The organism is Qipengyuania benthica (assembly GCF_030717865.1).
Classification (GTDB): Bacteria; Pseudomonadota; Alphaproteobacteria; order Sphingomonadales; family Sphingomonadaceae; genus Qipengyuania; species Qipengyuania benthica.
The window spans coordinates 670004-694383 of sequence record NZ_JAVAIL010000001.1; the positions used below are offsets into that span (position 1 = coordinate 670004).

Consider the following 24380-nt stretch of genomic DNA (forward strand, 5'->3'; position numbering starts at 1 on the left):
ACTATCGGGCTCCCAACACGGCGCGGGCAGTCGCCGGAGCGTCGAGCACCTGCGCGGCAGCGGCTGTCCCATAAGCGGTGGCCGGCCCCGCAGCGGCGGCCAATGCCGCAACCAGCAGCAGTGCGGTCGCCGGCGCCGCCATGTCGGATCGTGCCACATGCGCGGGCTCGGCGCCATCCGAGACCGGACCTTCCTTCCAGAAGATCGCGCTGCCGGCGCGGGCGAAGCCGATCACCCCGGCCAGCGTGGTCAGCAGGATGGCCGCCCAGGCCCAGCCCCAGCCGGGGGTGTCGGCGACCGACTCCATGATCAGCAGCTTGCCGATGAAGCCCGACAGCGGCGGGAGCCCGACGGTCGCGATCGCCGCAACCAGGAACAATAGCCCGACCGACTGCCGCTGACAGAATGCCGGGCCCGAGCTGACTGTGTCGCTGAAGCTGGCGCGGCGGCGAGCGACGACATCGGCGATCAGGAACAGCGCGGCGCCTGCAAGCGTCGAGTGGACCAGATAATAAAGCGCGGCGCCCAGCGTATCGACCTGCCAGCCGGCCACCGCGATCATCAGCGTACCGGTCGAGCCGATGATCGCATAGGCGGCCTGTTCGGAGAGGCGGCGCGCCACGAACACGCCGGCGAAGCCGACCAGTGCGGTCACGATCGCGGCGGGCAGCAGATAGGGCGCCGGCGCCCAGGCCGCCGAACCTGCATCGTCGCCGAGGACCTGCGGTACCACCCGGATCAGCGAATAGACCCCGACCTTGGTCATGATCGCAAACAGCGCCGCAACCGCCGGGGTGGCCACGGCGTAGGTGCGCGGCAGCCATAGATGCAGCGGGACCAGCGCGGCCTTGAGCGCGAAGACGCTGGCCAGCAGCAGCGCGGCCACGCGCAGCAGCCATTGGTCGTCGGGACCGATCGCGGCGATGCGCAGACCCATCTGCGCCATGTTGAGCGTGCCGGTCAGCGAATAGAGCAGCCCCAGCGCGATCAGGAACAGCGAGGAGCCGATGATGTTGACCACCACATATTGCACCCCCGCCTTGAGCCGCGCCGATCCCTGTCCGTGGACCATCAGGCCGTAGGACGCGATCAGAAGCACTTCGAAGAACACGAACAGGTTGAACAGGTCGCCGGTCAGGAACGCCCCGTTGAGGCCGAGCAGCTGGAACTGGAGCAGCGGATGGAAATGCCAGCCGTCGCGGTCGGCGTTCGTCACCACCGCGTGGAGCAGCGCCAGCAGCGCCAGAACCGCGGCCAGTACCAGCATGATCGCAGCCAGCCGGTCGCTGACCAGCAGGATGCCGAAGGGGGCTTCCCAGCCGCCCAGTTCGTAGGTCCGGATCGCCCCGTCGCCCGCCTGAACCAGCAGCGCGAGCGCGGCTGCCAGCATGGCGAAACACGAAACGAAGGAAATCGCGATGCCGAGCCTGCGCCGTCGCCGCATCACCAGCAGCGCCAGCGGCGCCGCCAGCGCGGGGATCACGATCGGCGCGATGGCCAGGTGAGGGGCGAGATCGAGCGCGAGGTTCACGAGGCTGCGTCCTCCGGCTCGTCGGACGGCGCCCCATCGACCTGATCGCTACCCGTTTCGAGGAAGCTGCGCAGCATCAGGATCACCGCCAGGGCGGTCATCCCGAAAGTGATGACGATCGCGGTCAGCACCAGCGCCTGCGGCAGCGGATCGGCGTATTCGGTCACCGTCTTGGACCAGATCGGCGCGCGGCCGACGACCAGCCGGCCCGAGGCGAACAGGAACAGGTTCACCGCATAGGAAAACAGCGTCAGCCCGAGCACCACCTGGAAGGTGCGGCCGCGCAGCGAGAGGTAGATCCCGCCCGCGACCAGCACGCCGATCGCGCTGGCGACGAGGAATTCGAGGCTGATCACGATTGCGCCTCCTGCGACTGGTCCCGCAGCTCCGCCTCATGGGCGGCGTGCGCGCGGGCCGCGCGTTTGGCGATATGGCTTAGCTGCGCAAGCGCCAGCATGACCGCGCCCAGCACCACGGAGAACACACCCAGATCGAACAGCATTGCGGTCGCCAGTTCGAACTCGCCGACTAGAGGCAGGGTGAAATAGTCGAAAGCGGTGGAGAGGAAATTGGCCTCGAAGAGCAGCGATCCCAACCCGGTGAACACCGCGATCAACACGCCGAAGCCGATCAGGATATGCTCGCCGATGCGGCGGCGCGAATCGGTCCAGTCGAAGCCCGAAGCGAGATATTGAAGCAGGAAGGCGATCGCCACGATCAGCCCGGCGATGAACCCGCCGCCCGGCTCGTTGTGGCCGCGCAGGAAGATGAAAATACCCGCCACCAGCACCAGCGGCAGGAGGATGCGGGTGGACATCACGAACATCACCGGGTGGCTTTCGGGCGAATGCGGCATGTCCTCCTGCCACGACCGCAGCCGCGCGCCCGCCGCGCCACGAGAAGTCGTGTCGAGCAGCGCGTAGATGACCAGCCCCGCGATCCCGAGGACGATGATCTCGCCCATCGTATCGAAGGCGCGGAAATCGACCAGCGTCACATTGACGACATTTGTCCCGCCGCCGCCGCTGTAGCTGTTGGCGAGATGGAAGGAGGAGATGGGGTCGTTGGGATTGCGCGTGAGCATGGCCCAGGCCGCGCCGCCGACGCCCAGTCCACCCAGCATTGCGAGAACGGAATCGCGCATCCGCCGGGTCGGGCTGGAGACCAGCGCGGGCAGCTTGGGAAGCAGGTTGAGCGCGAGCAGGAGCAGAAGGATCGTCACGACCTCGACCGAAATCTGAGTCAGCGCGAGATCGGGGGCGGAGAAGTGGACGAAGGCCAATGCGATGACGAGGCCGATGACGCTGATATAGATCAGCGCCCGGAACCGCTGGCGTTCCTCCACCAGCACCGCGATCGTGGCCGCGACCAGCAGCAGCCAGGCGGCGACCGCGCTCGGCGGCGCGGGCAGGAGCTCGCGCGGTCCGGTGAGGCTGCCGCCTCTGCCCGCGCCTTCGATCACCAGCACCACCACCACTGCGAAAACGGCGAACACCATCCGCTGCAGCGAGGGGCGGTGTACCGTCACCACCGCCTTGCGCACCGCCAGATCGGCGACCCGCATCGCGCGCTCGAACAGCGCCTTGGCATCGGCATGGCGCATCGCGGCGTACCCCCGCAGCAGCGCGGCATGCCGCCACAGCAGCAGAACGCCGACGAGGATGGCGAGGGCGCTCAGTCCCAGCGCGAGATTGAAACCGTGCCAGAGCGAGAGCTCGAGTTCGGGCGCGGGCCCGCCGGTGACTGCGCCCGCCACCGAGGAAACCACCGTCCCGGCCAGCAGCATCGGCGTAAGACCGAGCAGCACCGCGAGGCTCACCAATATTGCCGGAGCGAGCAGCATCCCTGCGCCGGGATCATGCGCCCGCGCGTGAGCATCGGCATCGCGCGCCCGGCCGAAGAACAGATGCGCCGCGAAGCGCAGCGAATAGCCGACCGACAGCGCCGCCGCGACAGCCGCCACCGTCGGCACCAGCCAGGGCAGACCGAACAGCGAGACGTTGAGCGCCTCGTAAAGCATCATCTCCTTGGAGATGAAGCCGCCCAGCGGCGGGATGCCCGCCATGGCGAGCGCCGCGAGCGTGCCGACCAGCGCGGTCACCGGCATGACCTTGGCGAGTGCGCCGAGATGGCGGATGTCGCGGGTCCCCGCCTCGTGGTCGACGATGCCGGCGGTCATGAACAGCGCCGCCTTGAAGGCCGCGTGGTTGAGGATGTGCAGCACCGCGCCGATCGCAGCCGCCTCGAGCGAGAAGCCCAATAGCATCACCAGCAGGCCCAATTGGCTGATCGTCGAATAGGCGAGGATGGCTTTGAGATCGTGGCGGAACAGCGCCACCCATGCGCCGAACAGCATGGTGACCAACCCGACGCTGCTGACGACCGCAGTGTAGAGGTCGGTCCCCGCGAGTACCGGCCACAGCCGGGCCAGCAGGAACACGCCGGCCTTCACCATGGTCGCCGAATGAAGATAGGCGCTGACCGGGGTGGGCGCGGCCATCGCGTGCGGCAGCCAGAAATGGAACGGGAATTGCGCCGATTTGGTGAAACAGCCGATCAGGATCAGCCCGAGGATCACCGGATAGAGCGGCGAGGCCTGGACGACATCCGCGTTCTGCAGGATCGTCATCAGATCGAAAGATCCGGCCACCACGCCCAGCAGGATCATCCCCGCGATCAGCACCAGTCCGCCGCCGCCGGTGATCGCCAGCGCCATCCGCGCGCCCTGCCGCGCTTCGGGCTTGTCGCGCCAGAAGCCGATCAGCAGGAAGGACGACAGGCTGGTCAGTTCCCAGAACACCAGCAGCAGCAGCACATTGCCCGACAGCACGATCCCCAGCATCGAGCCCTGGAACAGCATCAGCGAGGCGAAGAACCGCCCGGTGGCTTCCCCTTGCGCCAGATAGAAATGCCCGAAGATCATCACCAGCAGGCCGATCCCGAGGATCAGCCCGGCGAACATCAGGCCCAGCGGGTCCATCATCAGCGAGAAGTCGAGCCCGATCGCCGGGACCCAGGCGGCCGAAACCGCGATCTGGTCGCCGGCCAGCACTCGCCCCGCGAGCGAGAGCGTCAGCGCCAGACCGATCGCGCTCGCCGCGGCGGCGATGCCCGAATGGATCGCCCTTCCGCGATCGGCGCAGAGCGCGATCAGCAGGGCGGCGACGAAGGGCAGGCCGGCAAGAGTAAAGAGCGTCAGCGAAATCGGCATTGTCGGGTCGAGATCATCCTTCGGGCGCGGAGCTTTCGTGCGCCCCATAGCCATAACGACCCGCAAAACGCCACCGGATTTGGATTTTTCGACTCGGCGCTCGCTTTAGAGGACCCCTTGTTCTGGGGGACCCAAAGGGCCTATATACCCCCATACGGTATCGCGTTCCCGCTGGAGAAGAGCCTTGAAGCCCGATCAGACACCTCTTCTCAACCGCCTCCGCCGGATCGAGGGCCAGGTACGCGGGGTCGCAAAGATGGTGGCGGACGACCGCTATTGCATCGATATCCTGACGCAGGTCCAGGCGGTCAAGGCCGCGCTCGGGCGCGCCGAGAGCGAGATCCTCAAGCGCCACGCCGCCTGCTGCGTCTCCGAAGCGATCGCCAGCGGCGATGCGGCCGAGCAGAAGGTCAAGTTCGACGAACTCGTCGATCTCTTCGAACGCGCCAAAAGATGAAGCCATCTCTTACCCCATCCGTCCAGTAATCGAGGAACCGATCATGCTCGCCACCATCCGCACCGCCGTGCTTCGCCGCAGCCTCGCCGGCGCGCTCATGCTGGGCGGCTCGCTCGCCGCCTGCAGCGCGCAGGCCGCGACCTTCACCATGTACCGCGACGCCTCCTGCGGCTGCTGCACCGCCTGGGCCGATCACATCGAGCATGGCGACGACCACAGCGTCGAGACGGTCGACCACCCCGACATGCGCGCGGTGAAGGCAGAGCACGGCGTTCCGGCGCAGTTGCAGTCCTGCCACACGGCCATCGTCGATGGTTACGTCATCGAAGGCCATGTCCCGGCCGCGGATATCGAGCGGCTGCTCGCAGAGCGTCCCGCAGGCGTCACCGGGCTGGCCGTACCGGGAATGCCGATGGGCTCGCCGGGCATGGAGCATGGCGGCCATCGCCAGGCCTATCAGGTCGTCGCCTTCGGCCCCGAAGGCATGAAGGTCTGGGCGAGCTATCCGGCGCAAGCCGGCGCCGGGTCGTGAGCGCCCCGAAGACCGCCGCGAAGACCGCGAGCGTCTACCGCATGGTCATGCCGGGCCATGTCTGCCCCTATGGCCTCAAGACCGTTGACCTGCTCGAACGCGAGGGCTTCGCGGTCGAGGATCATCACCTGACCACCCGCGCTGAGACCGATGCCTTCAAGCAGGAGCATGGCGTTGCCACCACGCCGCAGGCATTCATCGAGGGCCGCCGGATCGGCGGCTATGAGGATCTGCGCGCGCATTTGGGCAAATCGGTGCAGAAGGAGGGCGCGACCAGCTACCAGCCGGTGATCGCGATCTTCGCGGTCGCCTTTCTGCTCGGGCTGGCGATCAGCTGGTATGCGCTCGGGACCGTCTTCTCGGTGCAGGCGATCGAGTGGTTCGTCAGCCTGTCGATGTGCTTCCTCGCGGTGCAGAAGCTGCAGGATCTGCGCAGCTTCTCGACCATGTTCCTCAATTACGACCTGCTGGCGCGGCGCTGGGTCCGCTACGGCTATATCTACCCTTTCGGCGAGGCGCTGGCGGGGGTGCTGATGGTTGCGCATGCGCTGCCGATCGTCTCGGTCCCGGTCGCGCTGTTCATCGGCAGCGTCGGCGCGGTCAGCGTGTTCAAGGCGGTCTATATCGACAAGCGCGAGCTCAAATGCGCCTGCGTCGGCGGCAATTCCAACGTCCCGCTGGGTTTCGTCTCGCTGACCGAGAACCTGTTCATGATCGGCATGGGGCTGTGGATGGGGGCGAGGGCGCTGGGCTGGATCCAGCTCTGAGCGCGCCGACGCCGGCAAGGGAGGGTATTCCCCCTCGCTCCAGCGCGCGGTGATATCATCCATTCCCGCCTCCCGGTGCGGAAATCCATTTACACATTTGTCGATACCTTTATATCCTCGATTCATGTTGATCGAGACGACCTTCCGGGCTTTGGCCGACAGCACCCGCCTGCGCATCCTGCGGCTGGTCGGGTCGATGGAGCTTGCGGTCGGCGAAATCGCGCAGGTGCTCGGCCAGAGCCAGCCGCGGGTCTCGCGGCATATCGGCATTCTCGCCAGCGCCGGTCTGGCCGAGAGGCGACGCGAGGGCAGCTGGGTGTTCCTGCGCGCCGCACCCGCAGGCGATCGGCAGAGCCCGCTGCGGCAGGCGATCACCACGATGCTCGAATGCGCCGAGCGCGAAGACCCGGAATTCGCCCGCGCCTGTGCGCAGGATCGCCAACGGCTTGCGGCGATCCGGGCCACGCGCGAAGAACAGGCGGCGTCCTATTTCGCCGAACACGCCCACGACTGGGACGAATTGCGGCGGATGCACACCTCGGACGAACAGGTCGAAACCGCGCTCGCCGGCGCACTCGATCGGCAGGGTCTGGGACGGTTGCTCGACATCGGCACCGGCACCGGACGCATGGCAGAGCTGTTCGCGCGCTCGGCCGACCATATCGTCGCGCTCGACAAGAGCCTGGCGATGCTGCGGGTGGCGCGCGCCAAGCTCCAGCACCTCCCGACCGAGCGGGTCGAACTGGTTCAGGGCGACTTCGCCGGCCTGGCCTTCTCCGATGCGAGTTTCGACACCGTATTGTTCCACCAGGTGCTGCATTTCGCGCCCGATCCCGCCGCCGCGCTGGTCGAGGCCGCGCGCGTGCTCAGGCCCGGTGGGCGAGTCGCCATCGTCGATTTCGCCGCCCATCAGCGCGAGGAACTGCGCGAAAAGCACGCTCATGCCCGGCTCGGCTTCCGCGACGACCAGATGGCGGATTTCCTCGCCGATGCGGGCTTCGATGCGGACGATCCGCAGGCGCTCGAAGGCGGCGAACTGGTGGTGAAGATCTGGGTCGGCGCGCGGCGGGATGTCCATCCGGCGCGGTTCGACCCCGAACGAAAGGTTGCCTCGTGAGCCCCACTCTCGACCAGATGCAGGAAGCGCGCACCGCGCTCGACGCGCCGCTGTTCTCCGGCCTGCCCGGCGATATCGACGTCAGCTTCGAGTTCTTCCCGCCCAAATCGGAAAAGATGGAAGCGCAGCTGTGGGCCTCGATCGAGGAACTGGCCCCGCTCGATCCCAGCTTCGTCTCGGTCACCTATGGGGCAGGCGGCAGCACCCGCGAGCGGACCCACCGCACCGTGGCGCGGATCGTCGAGGAGGCGAAGCTGCCCGCCGCCGCGCATCTCACCTGCGTCGATGCGAGCAAGACCGAAATCCGCGAAATCGCCGAGCGCTATTGGGAAGCGGGGGTGCGCCATATTGTCGCACTGCGCGGTGATCCGCCCGACAGCGCGCGCAAGTTCGCGCCGCATCCCGACGGGTTCGCCAGCGCCGCCGAACTGGTCGCCGGCCTGCGCGAAGTCGCCGATTTCGAGATCTCCGTCGCCGCCTATCCCGAGACCCACCCGCAGGCCGATTGTCCGGCGAGCGATCTCGACAATCTCAAGCGCAAGCTCGACGCCGGCGCCACGCGCGCGATCACGCAGTTCTTCTTTGCGCCCGACACCTTCTTCCGCTTCCGTGACGCCGCGCGGCGCCACGGGATCGAGGCGCCGATCGTGCCCGGGATTCTGCCGGTCACCAATGTCGCGCGGGCGCGCGAATTCGCCGGGCTGTGCGGCGCGGCGATCCCCGACTGGATGGACGGGCTGTTCGAAGGGCTCGACCGCCGCCCCGCAGCGCGCCAGCTGGTCGCCGCCACCCTCGCCGCCGAACTGTGCCGCAGGCTCTATGCAGGGGGGGTGCGCGAATATCATTTCTACACGCTCAACCGCGCCGATCTCAGCTATGCGATCTGCCACATGCTGGGCCGCCGTCCGCGCGGTGAAGCCGATGGATAAGCGCGCTGAGTTCAAGGCCGCCGCCGACAAGCGGGTTCTCGTCAAGGACGGCCCCTATGGCACCGAGATCCAGGCCGCGAAGCTGGCGGCACAGGACTATGCCGGTTCGACCGGGCTGACGCAGGACCAGAAGGGCAACAACGACCTGGTCAATCTGAGCCAGCCGGCAGTGATCCGCCGGATCTGCGACAGCTACATAGCGGCGGGCGCGCATGTGCTCGCCACCAACACCTTCAACGCCAACCGCATCAGCCAGGCGGATTACGGCGCCGAGCATCTCGTGCGCGAGATCAACAGCGCTGCCGCACGGATCATCCGCCGGGCGGTGGACGATGCCATGGCGAGGGACGGCATCCCGCGCTTCGTCGCGGGCGCAGTCGGACCCACCAACAAGACGCTCTCGCTCTCACCCGACGTCGAGGACCCCGGCTTTCGCGAGGTCACCTATGACGAGATCGTCGATGTCTATCGCGAGCAATGCGTCGCGCTGCTCGAGGGCGGGGCGGATTTCATCCTCGTCGAAACGGTGTTCGACACGCTCAATTGCAAGGCCGCGATCATGGCGGTGAAGCAGCTCGAGCGCGAGCTGGCGCGCGATATCCCGCTGATGATTTCGCTAACGCTCACCGATCTGTCGGGCCGCAATCTGTCGGGCCATACGGTCGAGGCGTTCTGGCATTCGGTCCGCCACGCCAGGCCGCTGGCGATCGGGCTCAACTGCAGCTTCGGTGCCGAACAATTGCGCCCGCATGTGCAATTGCTCTCCGCGATCGCCGACACCTATCTGCTCGCCTATCCCAACGCCGGCCTGCCCAACGAGCTGGGCGAATATGACGAGGCGCCCGAGACCACCGCCGGGCTGGTGGGCAAATGGGCGCAGAACGGCCGCGTCAACGTGGTGGGCGGCTGCTGCGGCTCGACCCCTGCGCATATCGCCGCCATTGCCCGAGCGGTCGAGGGGGTGACGCCGCGCGCCATTCCCGACCGCGACCACACCATGACCCTGGCGGGCCTCGAGCCCTTCACGATCGCCGCCTGATGCCCGACCTGACCACCGCCCGTTTCGTCAATATCGGCGAACGCACCAATGTGACCGGTTCGGCGCGGTTCAAGAAACTGATCATGTCCGGGGACTACGCCACCGCGGTCGAGGTCGCGCGCGAGCAGGTCGAGAACGGCGCGCAGGTGATCGACGTCAATATGGACGAAGGCCTGCTCGATGCCGAGCTGGCGATGACCACCTTCCTCAAGCTGATCGCCGCCGAACCCGATATTGCGCGGGTGCCGGTGATGATCGACAGTTCCAAATGGAGCGTGATCGAGGCCGGGCTGAAATGCGTCTCGGGCAAGCCGATCGTCAATTCGATCAGCATGAAGGAGGGCGAGGCCCAGTTCCTCGACCAGGCGCGGCTGTGCATGGACTATGGCGCCGCGGTGGTGGTGATGGCTTTCGACGAACAGGGCCAGGCCGACACCAAAGCCCGCAAGGTCGAAATCTGCGCGCGCGCCTACGATCTGTTGGTCGGCATCGGCTTCCCGCCCGAGGACATCATCTTCGATCCCAACATCTTCGCGGTCGCGACGGGGATCGAGGAACACGATCGCTACGGGCTCGACTTCCTCGAGGCGGTGAAGGAAATCAAGGCGCGCTGCCCGCTCGCCAAGACCAGCGGCGGGCTCTCCAACCTCTCCTTCAGCTTCCGCGGCAACGAGACCGTGCGCCGCGCGATGCATTCGGTGTTCCTGTTCCACGCGATCCCCGCCGGGCTCGACATGGCGATCGTCAACGCGGGCCAGCTCGACGTCTACGACGCGATCGACCCCAGCTTGCGCGAAGCCTGCGAGGACGTGATCCTGATGCGGCGGCCCCCCGCGGGCAGCGCCCATGAATCCGCGACCGAGCGGCTGATCGATCTCGCCGAAAGCTACAAGGGTCGCTCCGCCGCCGACGAGAAGGCCGCCGAGGAATGGCGCGGCTGGCCGGTGGCAAAGCGGCTCGAGCACGCGCTGGTCAAGGGCATCGACGCGCATGTCGTCGCCGATACCGAAGAGGCGCGGCAATCCGCCGACAAGCCGATCCACGTCATCGAAGGTCCGCTGATGGACGGGATGAACGTGGTCGGCGACCTGTTCGGCAGCGGCAAGATGTTCCTCCCTCAGGTGGTCAAGTCCGCGCGCGTCATGAAGAAGGCGGTCGCGCATCTCATCCCCTTCATCGAGGCGGGCAAGGAGCCCGGCGCGCGCGCCAAGGGCACCATCGTGATGGCGACGGTGAAGGGCGATGTGCACGATATCGGCAAGAACATCGTCGGCGTGGTGCTCCAGTGCAACGGCTACGAGGTGGTCGATCTGGGCGTCATGGTTCCGTGGTCGAAGATCCTCGAGACCGCGCGCGAGGTCGATGCCGACATGATCGGGCTGTCCGGTCTCATCACCCCCTCGCTCGACGAGATGGTTACCGTCGCCGAAGAGATGAAGACCGCCGCGATGACGCTGCCGCTGCTGATCGGCGGGGCGACCACCAGCAAGGTGCATACAGCGCTCAGGATCGATCCGGCCTATGACGGGCCGGTGATCCATGTGCTCGACGCCAGCCGCGCGGTCGGGGTCGCCAGTCGGCTGCTGTCGGAAACGCAATGCGACGATTTCGTCGGCGCGACCGCGGCCGAATATGTCGCGGTGCGCGACGCCCGAGCGGGCAAGACGGCCAGCGAATTGCTCGGCCTCGGCGAAGCGCGCGAACGTGCCTTTGCCGCCGACTTCGCCGACAAGCCGCCGGCACCCGCGAAGCCGGGACTGCATATCTACGAAGACTGGTCGCTCGCCGAATTGCGCGACTATATCGACTGGACACCCTTCTTCCGCGCCTGGGAATTGCACGGCAATTACCCCGCCATCCTCGAGGACGAGGTGGTCGGCGAGAGCGCGCGCAGCCTGTTCGCCGACGCGCAAGCCATGCTCGACCGGATCGTGGCGGAAAAATGGCTCACCGCGCGCGGCGTTTGCGGGCTGTGGCCCTGCCACCGCGAGGGCGACGATGTGGTGATCGACCTGGACGCTGGCGCCAAGGTCTTGCTCCCCTTCCTGCGCCAGCAGGTGAAGAAGAGCCGCGACCGCGCCAATTACTGTCTCGCCGATTTCATCGATCCCGCCGGGGACTGGATGGGCGGCTTCGCGGTCGGCATCCACGGGCTCGACGCGCATTCGGCGCGCTTCCAGGCGGACAAGGACGATTATTCGGACATCCTGCTGAAAGCGCTGGCCGATCGCTTCGCCGAAGCGCTTGCAGAGCGGCTGCACCAGCATGTCCGCACCGATCTGTGGGGCTATGCGCCGGGCGAGCAGCTCACCAACGAAGCGCTGATCAAGGAGCGTTACCGCGGCATTCGCCCCGCTCCGGGCTATCCCGCCTGCCCCGATCACAGCCTCAAGCCGACGCTGTTCGAGCTGCTCGAGGCGGAGAAGAACGTCGGGCTGGAACTGACCGAAAGCTTCGCCATGTTCCCGACCGCCGCGGTCAGCGGGTTCTATTTCGCGCACCCCGAAGCGGCCTATTTCGGCGTGGCGCGCATCGGCCGCGACCAGCTCGAGGATTACGCCGCGCGCCGCGGGGTGGATATTTCCACCGCCGAGCGCTGGCTGCGCCCCAATCTCGATTGACCGGCGCGGCGCAATCGCGCAGGGCGGTGCCGTCGGCGGCGGAAGCGATTCTGCGGCGGGCGCGCGCGGGAGAGATCGCGGGGCCGGGCAGGCCCCCGGCGCCGAAGGAGCAACCGCCCCGGAAACTCTCAGGCCAACGGACCGCGCGGGTCTCTTCGACACTCTGGAAAGCGTCGCTCCGCGAGGGGCGGCCACCGAAGGGGTAAGCCCGTCCATTCACGGGTCAGTCTCTCAGGTCACCCGACAGAGGGGGCATGGATCGGATCGCGTCCCGCCGGGGCGTGGCCGTGCATGCAGTCGGGAACCATGATGAGCGAAGCCCAAGACCTTCCCACCGAAGACTTCCCGGACGACGGCCCGGACGAGGCGCCGGCGAGGTTGCCGCTCGATGCCTGGCATCGCGGCAAGGGCGCGCGCATGGTCCCTTTCGCGGGCTACGAGATGCCGATCCAGTACGAAGGCATCGTCACCGAACACGATTGGACCCGCGAACAGGCTTCGCTGTTCGACGTCAGCCACATGGGCCAGCTACTGGTTTCGGGCGAGCGCGCGGCCGAGGAACTGGAAAAGCTGCTCCCCGGCGCCATCGCCACGCTCAAGCCGGGCCGGGTGCGCTATTCGCTGCTGCTCAACGAAGAAGGCTGCATCCTGGACGATCTGATGGTCACCAACGTCACCCCCTGGATCGAGGGCGACGAGGAAGCGGGCACCGAAGGCAGCTGGGGCGAGCCGACCTATTATCTGGTCGTCAACGGGGCGATGAAATGGGACGATATCGCCCATCTGCGCGAGCATCTCGACGATGATGTGACGCTGACTCATCTCGACGATCAGGCGCTGATCGCTTTGCAGGGCCCCAATGCCGCGACCGCGCTCAACCGCGTGATGCGCGGCGTGCCCGAGAAACTCGTGTTCATGCAGGCGCTGGACTACCACTTCGGCGAATGGCCGCTCAGAATCACCCGCGCGGGCTACACCGGCGAGGACGGCTTCGAGATCTCGGTCCCCGCCGAATTCGCCGAATCGCTCGCCGACCGGCTCTGCGCCGAGATCGAGGTTCGGCCCGCAGGGCTGGGCGCGCGCGACAGCCTGCGGCTCGAGGCCGGGCTCCCGCTCTACGGACATGACCTCACCGCCGAGCTCGATCCGGTCACCGCCGATCTCACCTTCGCGCTCACCAAGAGCCGCCGCGAGGCTGGCGGCTGGATGGGCCACGCCGCCTGCGCCGCGAAGCTCGAGAACGGTCCCGAAAGCAAGCGGGTCGGGCTGGTGTTCGAAGGTCGGTTGCCCGCCCGCGAGGGTGCACCGGTCTATGCGGGCGACCGCGAGATCGGCCGCGTCACCAGCGGCGGGTTCTCGCCCACGCTCGGCCATCCGATCGCGATGGCCTATCTTTCCGCCGATTTCGCCGCGGTAGGCACCGAGGTCGAAGTCGAGGTTCGCAAGAAGCGGCTGCCTGCGAAGGTCGCCGCTTTGCCTTTCGTCCCCCACCGCTACTACCGAGGGAAGTGACCCGATGGCCCGCTATTTCACCGATGAACACGAATGGATCGATGTCGAGGGCGATACCGCCACCGTCGGCATCACCGATTACGCGCAGGAGCAGCTCGGCGACATCGTCTTCGTCGAACTGCCCGATGTCGGAGCGGCGCTGACCAAGGGCAAGGATGCCGCGGTGGTCGAGAGCGTCAAGGCGGCGAGCGACGTCTACGCGCCGATCAGCGGCGAGGTGACCGAAGCCAACGACGCGCTCGACGACGACCCGGCGCTGGTCAATTCCAGCCCCGAGGAAGATGGCTGGTTCTTCAAGCTGACCATCGCCGACAAGGCTGAATTGGACGGGCTGATGGACGTCAAGGCCTACAAGAGCTTCTGCGACGAGCTTTGATGTTTCTCCCCTCCCGCTCGCGGGAGGGGCCGGGGGTGGGCCAGACAAGGGCCCTGTTCCCGACACGCCCACCCCGCTGCGACTAGCACCGCCGCGCGGTCCAAGTCTCGCGCCCCTCCCGCCAACGGGAGGGGATAAGGAGTTCCGATGCGCTACCTCCCCCTGACCCCCGCCGATCGTTCGGCCATGCTCGACACCATCGGCGCCGAGAGCGTCGATGCGCTGTTCGCCGATGTCCCCGCCGAAGCGCAGCTCGACGGTCCGATCCACGGGCTGCCGCACCACGCCAGCGAGATGGCGGTCGAGAAGCACATGCGGCGGCTGTCGCAGCGCAACCTCGCGGCGGGCGATGCGGCGTTCTTCCTCGGGGCGGGGGCCTATCGCCACCACGTGCCCGCAAGCGTCGATCACATCATCCAGCGCGGCGAGTTCCTGACCGCCTACACGCCCTACCAGCCCGAGATCGCGCAGGGCACGCTGCAGATGCTGTTCGAGTTCCAGAGCCAGCTCGCCAGGCTCTATGGCTGCGCGGTGGCGAACGCCTCGATGTACGACGGCTCGACCGCCTGCTGGGAAGCGGTGGCGATGGCGGCGCGGGTGACCAAACGCGACCGGGTGGTGCTCTCGGGCGCGCTGCACCCGCATTATGCCGAGGTCGTCAAGACCATGGCCAAGTTCACGCAGGACGAGATCGCCGATGCGCAGCCCGCATTTCAGGCGCAGCCCGACAATGCCGGGCTGATCGCGCGGATCGACGAGGAGACCTCCTGCGTCGTGGTGCAATATCCCGACATCCTCGGCAGGCTCCCCGACCTCACCGAGATCGCCGAGGCGGCGCATGCCAAGGGCGCGCTGCTGGTGGTGGTCAACACCGAGCCGGTGGCGCTGGGCGCGCTCAAATCGCCGGGCGAATGCGGCGCGGATATCGTCGTCGGCGAGGGCCAGTCGATCGGCGTGGGCCTGCAGTTTGGCGGGCCCTATCTCGGCCTGTTCGCGGTGCGCGACCCCAGGCACGTCCGCCAGATGCCCGGGCGGCTGTGCGGCGAAACCGTGGATGCGGAGGGCAAGCGCGGCTTCGTGCTCACGCTCTCGACCCGCGAACAGCACATCCGCCGCGAGAAGGCGACCAGCAACATCTGCACCAACAGCGGGCTGTGCGCGCTGGCCTTCAGCGTCCACATGACGCTGCTGGGCGAGAAGGGGCTGCGCGCGCTGGCGCTGGAGAACCACCGCCTCGCCTGCCTCGCCGCCGACAAGCTGGCGCAGATTCCCGGGGTCGAAGTGCTCAACGAGAGCTTCTTCAATGAATTCACGGTGACGCTGGGCACGGATGCCCGCGACGTGGTCCGCAAGCTCGCCGATCGCGGCGTGCTCGCGGGGGTCTCGCTCGGGCGGCTCTACCCGCAGGCGGAGGCGTTGGCCGAAGGCCTGCTGGTGGCGGTCACCGAGACCAGTACCGAGGAAGATATCGACACGCTCTGCGCCGCGCTCACGGAGATCCTGGCATGAACGCCCCCAACGCCTCGGGCTGGAAGCCCGGCACCCCCGTCACCGTCGACCATTCGATGGAAGGGCCTCCAACCGTAACCGGCAACCGCGCGCTGATGCTCGAGGAACCCTTGATCTTCGAGCTGGCGGGCACCACCACCACCGGGGTCGATCTGCCCCAATCTGCTGCTGGTGGCTCCAATCGCCTCGGCGGGTTCGAGCGTTCCGAGCCGATCGGTCTTCCCGGTCTCTCCGAGCCCGAGACGGTGCGCCACTACACCCGGCTCAGCCGCCAGAACTACGCCATCGATCTGGGGCTCTTCCCACTCGGCTCCTGCACGATGAAGCACAATCCGCGGCTCAACGAGAAGGTCGCGCGGCTGCCCGGCTTTGCCGATTGCCATCCATTGGCGCCGACTCAGACGGTGCAGGGCGCGCTCGGCGTCATCCACGAGCTGGGCGAATGGCTCAAATCGCTGACCGGGATGCCCGCGGTGGCGATGAGCCCCAAGGCGGGCGCGCATGGCGAGCTGTGCGGTATCCTCGCGATCCGCGCCGCATTGGAAGCGCGCGGCGATGCCCGCAAGGTCGTGCTGTGCCCCGAGAGCGCGCATGGCACCAACCCCGCCACCGCCGCCTTCGCGGGCTACGAGGTCGAGGACATCCCCGCCAATGCCGATGGCCGCGTCGATTTCGATGCGCTCGAGGCGCGGCTCGGGCCCGATATCGCCGCGGTCATGATCACCAACCCCAACACCTGCGGATTGTTCGAGCGCGATTTCCGGCGGATCGCCGATGCGGTCCATGCCGCGGGCGGGCTGGTCTATTGCGACGGCGCCAATTTCAACGCCATCGTCGGCCGCGTGCGTCCGGGCGATCTCGGCGTCGATGCGATGCACATCAACCTCCACAAGACCTTCTCCACCCCGCACGGGGGCGGGGGGCCCGGTTCGGGTCCGGTAGTGTTCTCCGAAGCGCTCGCTCCCTTCGCGCCGCTGCCCTTCGTCGAGCAGCTCGAGGACGGCAGCTTCCACCTCGTCGAGGAGGAAACCGCGCAGGAGCATCACGCCAGCACCTTCGGGCGGATGACCGCCTTCCACGGCCAGATGGGGATGTTCACCCGCGCGCTGGCCTATATCCTCAGCCATGGCGCTGACGGGTTGAAGCAGGTCGCCGAGGATGCGGTGCTCAACGCCAATTACATCCTGCGCAGCCTCGAGGATGTCCTCGCCGCGCCCTTCGCGCACAGCGGGCACTGCATGCACGAGGCGCTGTTCGGCGACGAGGGCTTTGGCGGCGGGCTGACGACGCTCGATCTCGCCAAGGGACTGATCGACGAGGGCTTTCATCCGATGACGATGTATTTCCCGCTGGTGGTCCACGGCGCGATGCTGGTCGAACCGACCGAAACCGAGAGCAAGGCCTCGCTCGACCAATTCATCACCGCGCTGCGCAGTGTGGCACAGCGGGCCAAGGCGGGCGACCAGACGCTCAAATCCGCGCCGCATTACGCGCCGCGCCGCCGGCTCGACGAAACGCAGGCCGCGCGCAAGCCGGTGTTGGCGTGGCAGGATCCGCCCGCCACTTCGCAAGCACCGGCGGGCACTCCGTCTCGGAGCGAACGCGGCGGACGCTGAGCGGGTGCGCTAGGGCGTCGGCTCGTCCTTCGCCTTGACGGTGATCGTGATCTGCTGGAGCGAGATGATCGCCACCCAGAAACCGATCACCGACAGTGCGCTCGATCCCAGCACGGTGAAGGCCGCGCCCTTGAGCCCGTTCCAGTCCATCGCGATCTCGAGCAGCAGCAGCGAGAGCAGCGTCGGAACCGCGCGGACCGCGAAGGCGGTACCCGCGCGTCCGGCGCTGACCAGCAGCGATTCAAGGCTCGCCCCGACCAGTTCGATCGCCCCGGCGATCGCGAGAATGACCATCGCCCAATAGACCACGCGGAATTCCGGGCCGGCGATCAGCACCAGCCCCTCCCGCCCGAACAGCAGTGCCACGCTGACCGCCAGCACTCCGCCGACCAATGCGATATTGGCCATCCGCCGCGCCATCTCGTGCGCCGCATCGGCGGCGTGGACCAGCTCGGGATAGATCGCCTTGGAGACGGTCTGCGCCAGCTGGACCAGCGCCTGGCCAAGCTGGCTGGCGACGCGAAAACCCCCCGCGAAGCCTTCGCCGCCGATCGCGCCGACCAGCAGGATCAGCACCTGCTTGCCGCCGACGTTGAGGCTGCCCGACATGTTGGTCGCCCAGACGAAACGCCAGGCACCGGGATGCGCGCGCGGAATGCGGGTCAGGCTGATCCGCGACAGATCGATCCGCTCGCGCAAGCCCGCGACCACCCACAAGGTCGCCGCCACCGCCACCTCGGCCGCCGCCCAGGCGAGCACGAAGCCCAGCACCGTGGGCATGAAGAACACCGCCAGCACCGCGCCCAGCGCGCGGACCACCGGCTGCACCGCTTCGGCGGCGGTGGCGGCGCCATAGGCGAAGCGCAGCCGCAACAGGCCCAGCGGCGTGGTGCGGATCGACAGCAGCGAGACCAGGCAATAGCCGAACGCCACCCATAGGAGATCGTCGGGCAGCGGCAGCCAGAACTGCGCGCTCCACACCAGCGCCGCCGCCAACACCGCGCCCAGCGCCACCGACATCAGGTCGAGCGCGATCGCGAAGCCGGTCGCCTCGCCGGGGCCGTCCTCGCCCGAACCCCAGCGGACCACGAATTGCCAGGTCTGGAAATTGGCGAGCCCCGTCACCGTCTGGCCCAGCGCCACCACCAGCGCGAAATAGCCGAAGCCGTCGAGCCCCAATGTGCGCGTCGCCAGCGCAAGATAGACCAGGCTCAGCACCGCGTTGATACCGCGCCCGCCGAGCAGCCAGCCGATATTGCCGAACAGCCGTTTCATCGTACCGACCGGGCTTCGCTACGCGGTTCTGGCGGCGAGGAGCTTCTCGGTGATCCGGTGCGAACGCGGTTCGTCGACATCGATCGCGTATTCGCCGTTGGAGAGCACGATCGGCGCCAGCTTGTAGCCGAAGCGGCGCGAGATCTGCGCGAACAGTCTGTCCTTGTCGCCCCAGCCGAAATAGAACCGCGCGAGGTTGAGCACTCCGAAGGCCTTGGCGATGCGACCGGGGTATTTCACGAACTGCCCGCCGCTGCGCATGATCTCGGCGGCCGAGAGCGCGCCCTCGTTGCCGATCCAGTAGGTGTTGCAATTGGAATAGCCGCCATCGGAGAATTCGTAGAATTTCTTCTGCCCCTCGGGGTCGGCAGCCATCACGTCTTCCTTGCGCGCCAGCGCGGCGGCGGCATCGGCGCGTGCGGCGAGGCATTTCTCGACGAATTCGGCATAGCCTTCGGGCGTGACGAGGCAATTGTCCGCGGTAGTGATGACCAGCGGAAACGCCGCGCCTTCGGCCCCGGAGAAAACGCTGTCGACGAGGTTGAAGGCTCCCGCGCGGAAGCTCAGCCGGCCCTCGCGCTCCAGCCTTCCAACCAGCGGGATGGCGCGGATCTCGTCGGCCTCGTGCGCGACGATCCGGATTGCGCCGATCCGCTTGCACGCGGCCAGCGCGGCGATCACATGCTCGATCATCGGCTTGCCCGCGACCGGAACCACGCTCTTCTGGCTGACGTTGGCGGCGGCGGCGAGCGGGTCGAGCGTACCCGATCGCTTGCCCGCCATGACGAGTGCGGTGGCCTGTTCCTGCATGGCCTCGGCCCTTAGGCGCGAATATCCCGACGCGCAAAGTTTTGTCGTGCCCTTGTCAGTCGGAGGAGGGCAGGGCAGCGCATGCAGTCATGCAGATCGTCTTCTCACGCAAAGGTTTCGACAGCGCGGCAGGGGGCGGGCCGTCGCCGATCGTCGGAGGGCGGCCGCTCAGCCTGCCGATTCCGGCCGGCGCGGCATCGCGCACCAGCTACGATGCGCTGGGGCTGGGCGAACATGCGCAGCGCGCCAGCCATGGCCGCATCGCGGGCGGGGATATGTGCCACCACGACCCGATGTTTCTCGAGGATAAAGACAGGGGCGGCACCTGCCTGTTCGGCCAGTGCGGCGCGGCGCAGACGCATCTGGTCAATCGGGGGGTCGGGGTGGGCGATGTCTTCGTCTTCTTCGGCCTGTTCCGCGAGGAGGCAAGCGGCGAACCGCATCACCGCATCTTCGGCTTCATGGAGGTGGCGGATATCGTCGATGTCAGGGCGGCCGCGCTACCCGAGCTGGTGGCGGTCGGGCATCCCCACGCGCTGGCGCCGCATGGAAACAATGACGTGGTCTATCGCGGTCCGGGAGCCACCGCGCGGACGGCACCGAACAGCCTGCGGCTCACCGTTGCGGGCGGTCCGCCGAGCCTGTGGCAGCGCCCCTCCTGGCTGCAACGCGGCGGTCTGAGCTATCACGACCGCGCCGACCGCTGGCTTCCGGGCAAGCGGCTGCGCAGCGTGGCGCGGGGTCAGGAATTCGTCGCCGATATCTGCAAGCGTCAGGCCCCGCGCGACTGGCTCGCCAGCGTGATCGCCGCGATCACAGCGTCTTGATGATCGCCGAGAAGTCGAGCCCGCCGTTCTCGGTTGCGAAGGCCTCGTAGAGCTCCTGCGCGTGTTTGCCGAGCGGGGTGCTGGCGCCCGAAGTCTCGGCGGCCTCCATCGCGAGCCGCAGATCCTTGAGCATCAGCGCGGTCGCGAAGCCGCCCTGGTAATCCTTGTCCGCCGGGCTCTCGACCCCGACGCCGGGCAGCGGCGTGTAGGCGTTGAGCGACCAGCAATAGCCCGAGGACTGCGAGGAGATCTCGTAGAATTTCTGCGGATCGAGCCCGAGCTTCTCTGCCATTTTCATCGCCTCGGCGGTCCCGATCATCGACACCGCGAGCAACATGTTGTTGCAGATCTTGGCGGTCTGGCCGGCCCCGGCATCGCCCGCATGGATCACCGCCTTGCCCATCGCCTGCAGCACCGGCTCGGCGCGGGTGAACGCCGTCTCGGTCCCGCCCACCATGAAGGTCAGCGTCCCGCCATTGGCCGCCGCGATCCCGCCCGAGACCGGCGCATCGACCATGTCGTAGCCCGCCGCTTCGGCGCTGGCGGTCACCTCCTTGGCGGTGGCGACATCGATGGTCGAACAGTCGAGCAGCACCGCGCCCGCGGGCGCATGGCCGATGACGTCGTTTTCGTAGACCGCTTTCACGATGCCGCCATTGGGCAGCATGGTCACCACCGCCTCGACACCCGCGCAGGCCTCGCGCGCATCGGTGAAGGTTGCGCAGCCGTTGTCCTTTGCATTGGCCAGCGCCTCTTCGCTGAGGTCGAAGGCGTTCACGGCATGACCTGCCTTGACGAGGTTTGCGGCCATTCCGCCGCCCATGTTGCCGAGGCCGATAAAGGCGATTTTCATGATGCGTTTCCTCTCAATTTATAATGGACGACAGGAGGGCGTCTCTGCTCGACGACGGCTTGTGGGCGTGAAGCCGACCCTCTCAGTTCGACATTGCGAGCGACCGCAAGGTCGCGCGGCAATCCATGGGGCCGCCCTCGCGGAACCGTCCGGCGGTGGATTGCTTCGTCGCTGCGCTCCTCGCAATGACGAAGCGTCGGTGGCTACCGCCCCTTCCACTGCCCTTCACGCTTCTCGACGAAGGCCGACATGCCCTCGGCCTTGTCCTCGCTCGCGGCGAGGATCTGGAAGATGCGGCGTTCCATCACCAGCCCCTGGTCGAGCGTGCTCTCGAAGGCGGCGTTGACCATTTCCTTGTTGGCGATCGAGGCCATCGGCGGCATCGAGGCGATGGTCTTCGCGGTCTTGAGCGCCTCGTCGAGCAGGGTCTCGTGCGGCACCACGCGGACCACCAGATTGGCGCGCTCGGCTTCCTCGGCGTCCATCATCCGCCCGGTCAGGCACATTTCCATCGCCTTGGACTTGCCGACCGCGCGGGTCAGCCGCTGCGAGCCGCCCATGCCGGGCGCGACGCCCAGCTTGATCTCGGGCTGGCCGAACTTGGCCTTGTCGCTGGCGATGATGAAATCGGCCATCATCGCCAGCTCGCAGCCGCCGCCCAGCGCGAAGCCGTTGACCGCGGCGATCCAGGGCTTGCGGGTCTTCTTCACGATCTCGCTGGTCCAGGGAGCGAAGAAATCGTCGAGATAGAAATCCGCCGCCTGCTTTTCGCTCATCTCCTTGATGTCGGCGCCCGCGGCGAAGGCCTTGTCGCCCGATCCGGTGAGCACGGCGCACAGCTGGCCGTCATCGGCCTGATAGGCGGCGAAAGCGGCGATAAGGTCCTCGAGCACCTTCGAATTGAGCGCGTTGAGCGCCTGCGGGCGGTTGAGCGTGATCAGCGTGACGGCGTCGCGCTGCTCAACGGTGATGCTTTGGTAGGTCATATCTTCTCCTTGAATCCTCCCCGATTTTTCGGGGAGGGGGACCACACGAAGTGTGGTGGAGGGGTAGGCCGTGCGGAGAGGAAACCCCTCCACCAGCCTGCGGCTGGTCCCCCTCCCCAAGCGGGCTTGGGGAGGATTACAGCGGCACCCATTCCTCGTCCTCGGGCAGCGGCGCGAAGATGCTGTCGATCAGCTCCGCGCTCACGCCCTCGGGCGTCGCCGGATTCCAGGCCGGGTCGCCGGTCTTGTCGACGATCACAGCGCGGACGCCCTCGGCGAAATCGGGGCGAGTGATGACGCGGCTGGCGATGCGGTATTCCTGGCGCATATTGTCGGCGAAATCGGTGAAATCTTTCGCGTTGGCTAACTGGCGCAGCGCGACCTTGCAGGTCTGCGGGCTCTTCGTGCGCAGCGTCGCCAGTTCCTTGGCCGCCCATTCGCCATCGGTCCCATTGGCATCCGCCTCGAGGCTCGCGAGGATGTCTTCGAAGCTATCCGAGGCGAAGTGGCGGTTGATCCGCTCGAGATTGCCTTCGATCCGCGGTTTGGGCGGAGTCCCGGCCAGTTCGGAGAGGATGCCCGCGATGCGGTCGGGATGCTCGATGATCCGCGCCTTGGCTTCGGCCAGTTTATCGGCGGGGAGGTAATGCGTCGCGATACCCGCCCACAGGCATTCCGCGCCATCGAGCCGCGCGCCGGTCAGCGCCAGGAACTGGCCCAGCCGCCCCTGCAGCCGCGACAGGTGCCAGCCGCCGCCGACATCGGGGAACAGGCCGATCCCGGTTTCGGGCATGGCGAAGCGGGTGTTCTCGGTCGCGACGCGGTATTTGCACGGCAGGGCGATTCCGACCCCGCCGCCCATGGTGATGCCGTCCATGAAGGCGACCACCGGCTTGCCGTAAGTGAACAGCTGGTGGTTGAGCTGGTATTCGTCGTGGAAGAACTTGCGCCCCGATTTGCCTTCATCGTTGAGCGCGGAATCGCGCAGCATCCCGATATCGCCCCCGGCGCAGAATCCGCGCCCTTCGGCATGGTCGAGCACCACCGCCTCGATCGCCTCGTCGCCTGCCCAGTCGCTCAGAGCCGCGCTCATCGCGTGGCACATGTCGAGGGTGAGCGCATGGAGCGCCTTGGGCCGGTCGAGCGAGATATGTCCAACCCGGCCATGCGAATGGATGTTGACGTCTTGGGTCACGTTTCTCTCCGTTTACTGGCGCAGCAGGTCGCGCCCGACGATCATCCGCATCACCTGGTTGGTGCCTTCGAGGATCGAATGCACCCTGAGATCGCGCCAGAATCGTTCGATCGGGTATTCCTTGAGATAGCCGTAGCCGCCGAACAGCTGGAGAGCGTCGTTGACCACCTTCGAACCGCTGTCGGTCGCCAGCCTCTTGGCCATCGCCGAGAAGCGGCTCTTGTCGGGCGCATCGTCGGTCACCTTGGCCGCCGCGAGATAGAGCAGCGCGCGCGCCGCCTCGAGCTCGGTCGCCATGTCGGCGAGCATGAACTGGGTGTTCTGGAAATCGGCGATCGGCTGGCCGAACTGCTGCCGCTCCTTGGTGTAGTTCACCGCCTCGTCGAGGCAGCGCTGCGCCCCGCCGAGCGAGCAGGCGCCGATGTTGAGCCGTCCGCCGTCCAGACCCATCATCGCGAAGCGGAAGCCTTCGCCCTCGGCGCCGACGCGGTTGGCGACCGGGACGCGGGCATCCTCGAAGATGACCTGCGCGGTCGGGCTGGCGTTCCAGCCGAGCTTCTTCTCGGGCTTGCCGAAGGAGACGCCGGGCGTGTCCTTGTCGATCACCAGGCAGGTGACGCCCTTGGTCTTGTCCTCGCTGGTGCGAACCATCGTCACATAGACGTCGTTATAGCCCGCACCCGAAATGAACTGCTTGGTGCCGTTGAGGACGTAGTGATCGCCCCCAGAATCACTGGCTCGCCGCGCGGTGGTCTTGAGCGCCGAGGCGTCCGAGCCGCTACCCGGTTCGGTCAGCGCGTAGCTCGCCATCTTGTCCATCGTCACCAGCTCGGGGAGGTAGCGGTCCTTGACCTCCTGCCCGCCGAAGCGGTCGATCATCCAGCTTGCCATGTTGTGGATCGAGATGAAGGCGCTGGTGGTCGGGCAGCCATAGGCCATCGCCTCCATGATCAGCGCCGCCTCGAGCCGGCCGAGCCCGATCCCCCCGGCTTCCTCCGAGACGTAGATCGCCCCGAAGCCCAATTCGGCGGTGCGCTTGATCACCTCGCGCGGGAAGTGGTGCTCCTCGTCCCATTGCGCGGCGTGCGGGGTGATGTTGTCGGCGGTGAACCGGCGCGCCATCTCCTGGATCGCGAGCTGGTCGTCGGTAAGCTGGAACTGTCCTGTCATGGCGCCCGCTCTAGCGGGGCCGACGCGCAGAGGAAAGAGGGCGGTCG

Annotated in this window: 21 protein-coding genes and 1 riboswitch; of the genes, 12 read left to right on the plus strand and 9 right to left on the minus strand. The window is 67.1% G+C overall.

Going from position 1 to position 24380, the window contains the following annotated elements:
* Position 1: 1 nt before the first annotated feature.
* Genes Q9K01_RS03390 through Q9K01_RS03400 form a run of 3 tightly spaced genes read right to left on the minus strand, consistent with a single transcriptional unit; the run spans position 2 to position 4742 of the window.
* Positions 2–1531, minus strand: a complete 1530-nt coding sequence (locus tag Q9K01_RS03390; protein ID WP_305928790.1) for a monovalent cation/H+ antiporter subunit D — start codon at positions 1529–1531, stop codon at positions 2–4.
* Positions 1528–1884, minus strand: coding sequence for a Na+/H+ antiporter subunit C (locus Q9K01_RS03395; RefSeq protein WP_305929167.1), 357 nt, complete (start codon positions 1882–1884; stop codon positions 1528–1530). The genes Q9K01_RS03390 and Q9K01_RS03395 overlap by 4 nt, the downstream gene beginning before the upstream one ends.
* Positions 1884–4742: a monovalent cation/H+ antiporter subunit A gene (locus tag Q9K01_RS03400; protein ID WP_305928791.1), complete on the minus strand. Its 2859-nt coding sequence runs from the start codon at positions 4740–4742 to the stop codon at positions 1884–1886. The genes Q9K01_RS03395 and Q9K01_RS03400 overlap by 1 nt, the downstream gene beginning before the upstream one ends.
* Before the next feature lie 184 nt (positions 4743–4926).
* Between Q9K01_RS03400 and Q9K01_RS03405 the strand changes: the two genes are divergently transcribed.
* From Q9K01_RS03405 to gcvPB, 11 genes are all read left to right on the plus strand, one after another.
* On the plus strand, positions 4927–5199 hold the full coding sequence (locus Q9K01_RS03405; RefSeq protein WP_305928792.1) for a metal-sensitive transcriptional regulator: 273 nt from the start codon (positions 4927–4929) through the stop codon (positions 5197–5199).
* Positions 5200–5242: 43 nt separating this feature from the next.
* A complete protein-coding gene (locus Q9K01_RS03410) occupies positions 5243–5731 on the plus strand; it encodes a DUF411 domain-containing protein (protein WP_305928793.1) in 489 nt (162 codons plus the stop codon).
* Positions 5732–5772: 41 nt separating this feature from the next.
* Positions 5773–6498, plus strand: a complete 726-nt coding sequence (locus Q9K01_RS03415; protein WP_305929168.1) for a glutaredoxin family protein — start codon at positions 5773–5775, stop codon at positions 6496–6498.
* A 124-nt stretch (positions 6499–6622) separates the two neighbouring features.
* Positions 6623–7615, plus strand: a complete 993-nt coding sequence (locus Q9K01_RS03420) for an ArsR/SmtB family transcription factor (protein ID WP_305928794.1) — start codon at positions 6623–6625, stop codon at positions 7613–7615.
* Positions 7616–7632: 17 nt separating this feature from the next.
* A complete protein-coding gene (metF, locus tag Q9K01_RS03425; RefSeq protein ID WP_422785291.1) occupies positions 7633–8544 on the plus strand; it encodes a methylenetetrahydrofolate reductase [NAD(P)H] in 912 nt (303 codons plus the stop codon).
* Positions 8537–9583: a homocysteine S-methyltransferase family protein gene (locus tag Q9K01_RS03430; RefSeq protein ID WP_305928796.1), complete on the plus strand. Its 1047-nt coding sequence runs from the start codon at positions 8537–8539 to the stop codon at positions 9581–9583. The genes metF and Q9K01_RS03430 overlap by 8 nt, the downstream gene beginning before the upstream one ends.
* Positions 9583–12204: a methionine synthase gene (gene metH / locus Q9K01_RS03435; protein WP_305928797.1), complete on the plus strand. Its 2622-nt coding sequence runs from the start codon at positions 9583–9585 to the stop codon at positions 12202–12204. Before Q9K01_RS03430 ends, metH begins: the two co-directional genes overlap by 1 nt.
* A 153-nt stretch (positions 12205–12357) precedes the next feature.
* Positions 12358–12461: riboswitch (glycine riboswitch) on the plus strand.
* 34 nt (positions 12462–12495) lie between these two features.
* Entirely contained in the window at positions 12496–13716 is a 1221-nt protein-coding gene (gene gcvT, locus Q9K01_RS03440; protein WP_305928798.1) for a glycine cleavage system aminomethyltransferase GcvT, read from the plus strand.
* Between the two features lie 4 nt (positions 13717–13720).
* Positions 13721–14092 (plus strand): glycine cleavage system protein GcvH, encoded by a 372-nt coding sequence (gcvH, locus tag Q9K01_RS03445; RefSeq protein WP_305928799.1) that lies wholly within the window; start codon positions 13721–13723, stop codon positions 14090–14092.
* Between the two features lie 147 nt (positions 14093–14239).
* Positions 14240–15601 (plus strand): aminomethyl-transferring glycine dehydrogenase subunit GcvPA, encoded by a 1362-nt coding sequence (gcvPA, locus tag Q9K01_RS03450; protein ID WP_305928800.1) that lies wholly within the window; start codon positions 14240–14242, stop codon positions 15599–15601.
* A complete protein-coding gene (gene gcvPB, locus Q9K01_RS03455; protein WP_422785280.1) occupies positions 15598–17217 on the plus strand; it encodes an aminomethyl-transferring glycine dehydrogenase subunit GcvPB in 1620 nt (539 codons plus the stop codon). Before gcvPA ends, gcvPB begins: the two co-directional genes overlap by 4 nt.
* Before the next feature lie 9 nt (positions 17218–17226).
* Here gcvPB and Q9K01_RS03460 read toward each other — a convergent pair whose 3' ends face one another.
* Both Q9K01_RS03460 and Q9K01_RS03465 read right to left on the minus strand, forming a co-directional pair.
* Complete coding sequence (locus tag Q9K01_RS03460) at positions 17227–18492, minus strand: lipopolysaccharide biosynthesis protein (protein ID WP_305928801.1); 1266 nt, start codon at positions 18490–18492, stop codon at positions 17227–17229.
* A gap of 18 nt (positions 18493–18510) precedes the next feature.
* Positions 18511–19302 (minus strand): NTP transferase domain-containing protein, encoded by a 792-nt coding sequence (locus Q9K01_RS03465; protein ID WP_305928802.1) that lies wholly within the window; start codon positions 19300–19302, stop codon positions 18511–18513.
* Between the two features lie 89 nt (positions 19303–19391).
* Between Q9K01_RS03465 and Q9K01_RS03470 the strand changes: the two genes are divergently transcribed.
* On the plus strand, positions 19392–20129 hold the full coding sequence (locus tag Q9K01_RS03470) for an Nmad3 family putative nucleotide modification protein (protein WP_305928803.1): 738 nt from the start codon (positions 19392–19394) through the stop codon (positions 20127–20129).
* Here Q9K01_RS03470 and mmsB read toward each other — a convergent pair.
* From mmsB to Q9K01_RS03490, 4 genes are all read right to left on the minus strand, one after another.
* Positions 20116–20982: a 3-hydroxyisobutyrate dehydrogenase gene (gene mmsB, locus Q9K01_RS03475; RefSeq protein WP_305928804.1), complete on the minus strand. Its 867-nt coding sequence runs from the start codon at positions 20980–20982 to the stop codon at positions 20116–20118. The two genes, Q9K01_RS03470 and mmsB, sit on opposite strands and share 14 nt — an antisense overlap.
* Before the next feature lie 203 nt (positions 20983–21185).
* Positions 21186–21968 (minus strand): enoyl-CoA hydratase-related protein, encoded by a 783-nt coding sequence (locus tag Q9K01_RS03480; RefSeq protein ID WP_305928805.1) that lies wholly within the window; start codon positions 21966–21968, stop codon positions 21186–21188.
* Positions 21969–22104: 136 nt separating this feature from the next.
* Positions 22105–23163, minus strand: coding sequence for an enoyl-CoA hydratase/isomerase family protein (locus Q9K01_RS03485; RefSeq protein ID WP_305928806.1), 1059 nt, complete (start codon positions 23161–23163; stop codon positions 22105–22107).
* A gap of 12 nt (positions 23164–23175) precedes the next feature.
* A complete protein-coding gene (locus tag Q9K01_RS03490) occupies positions 23176–24333 on the minus strand; it encodes an acyl-CoA dehydrogenase family protein (RefSeq protein ID WP_305928807.1) in 1158 nt (385 codons plus the stop codon).
* Positions 24334–24380 lie beyond the last annotated feature (47 nt).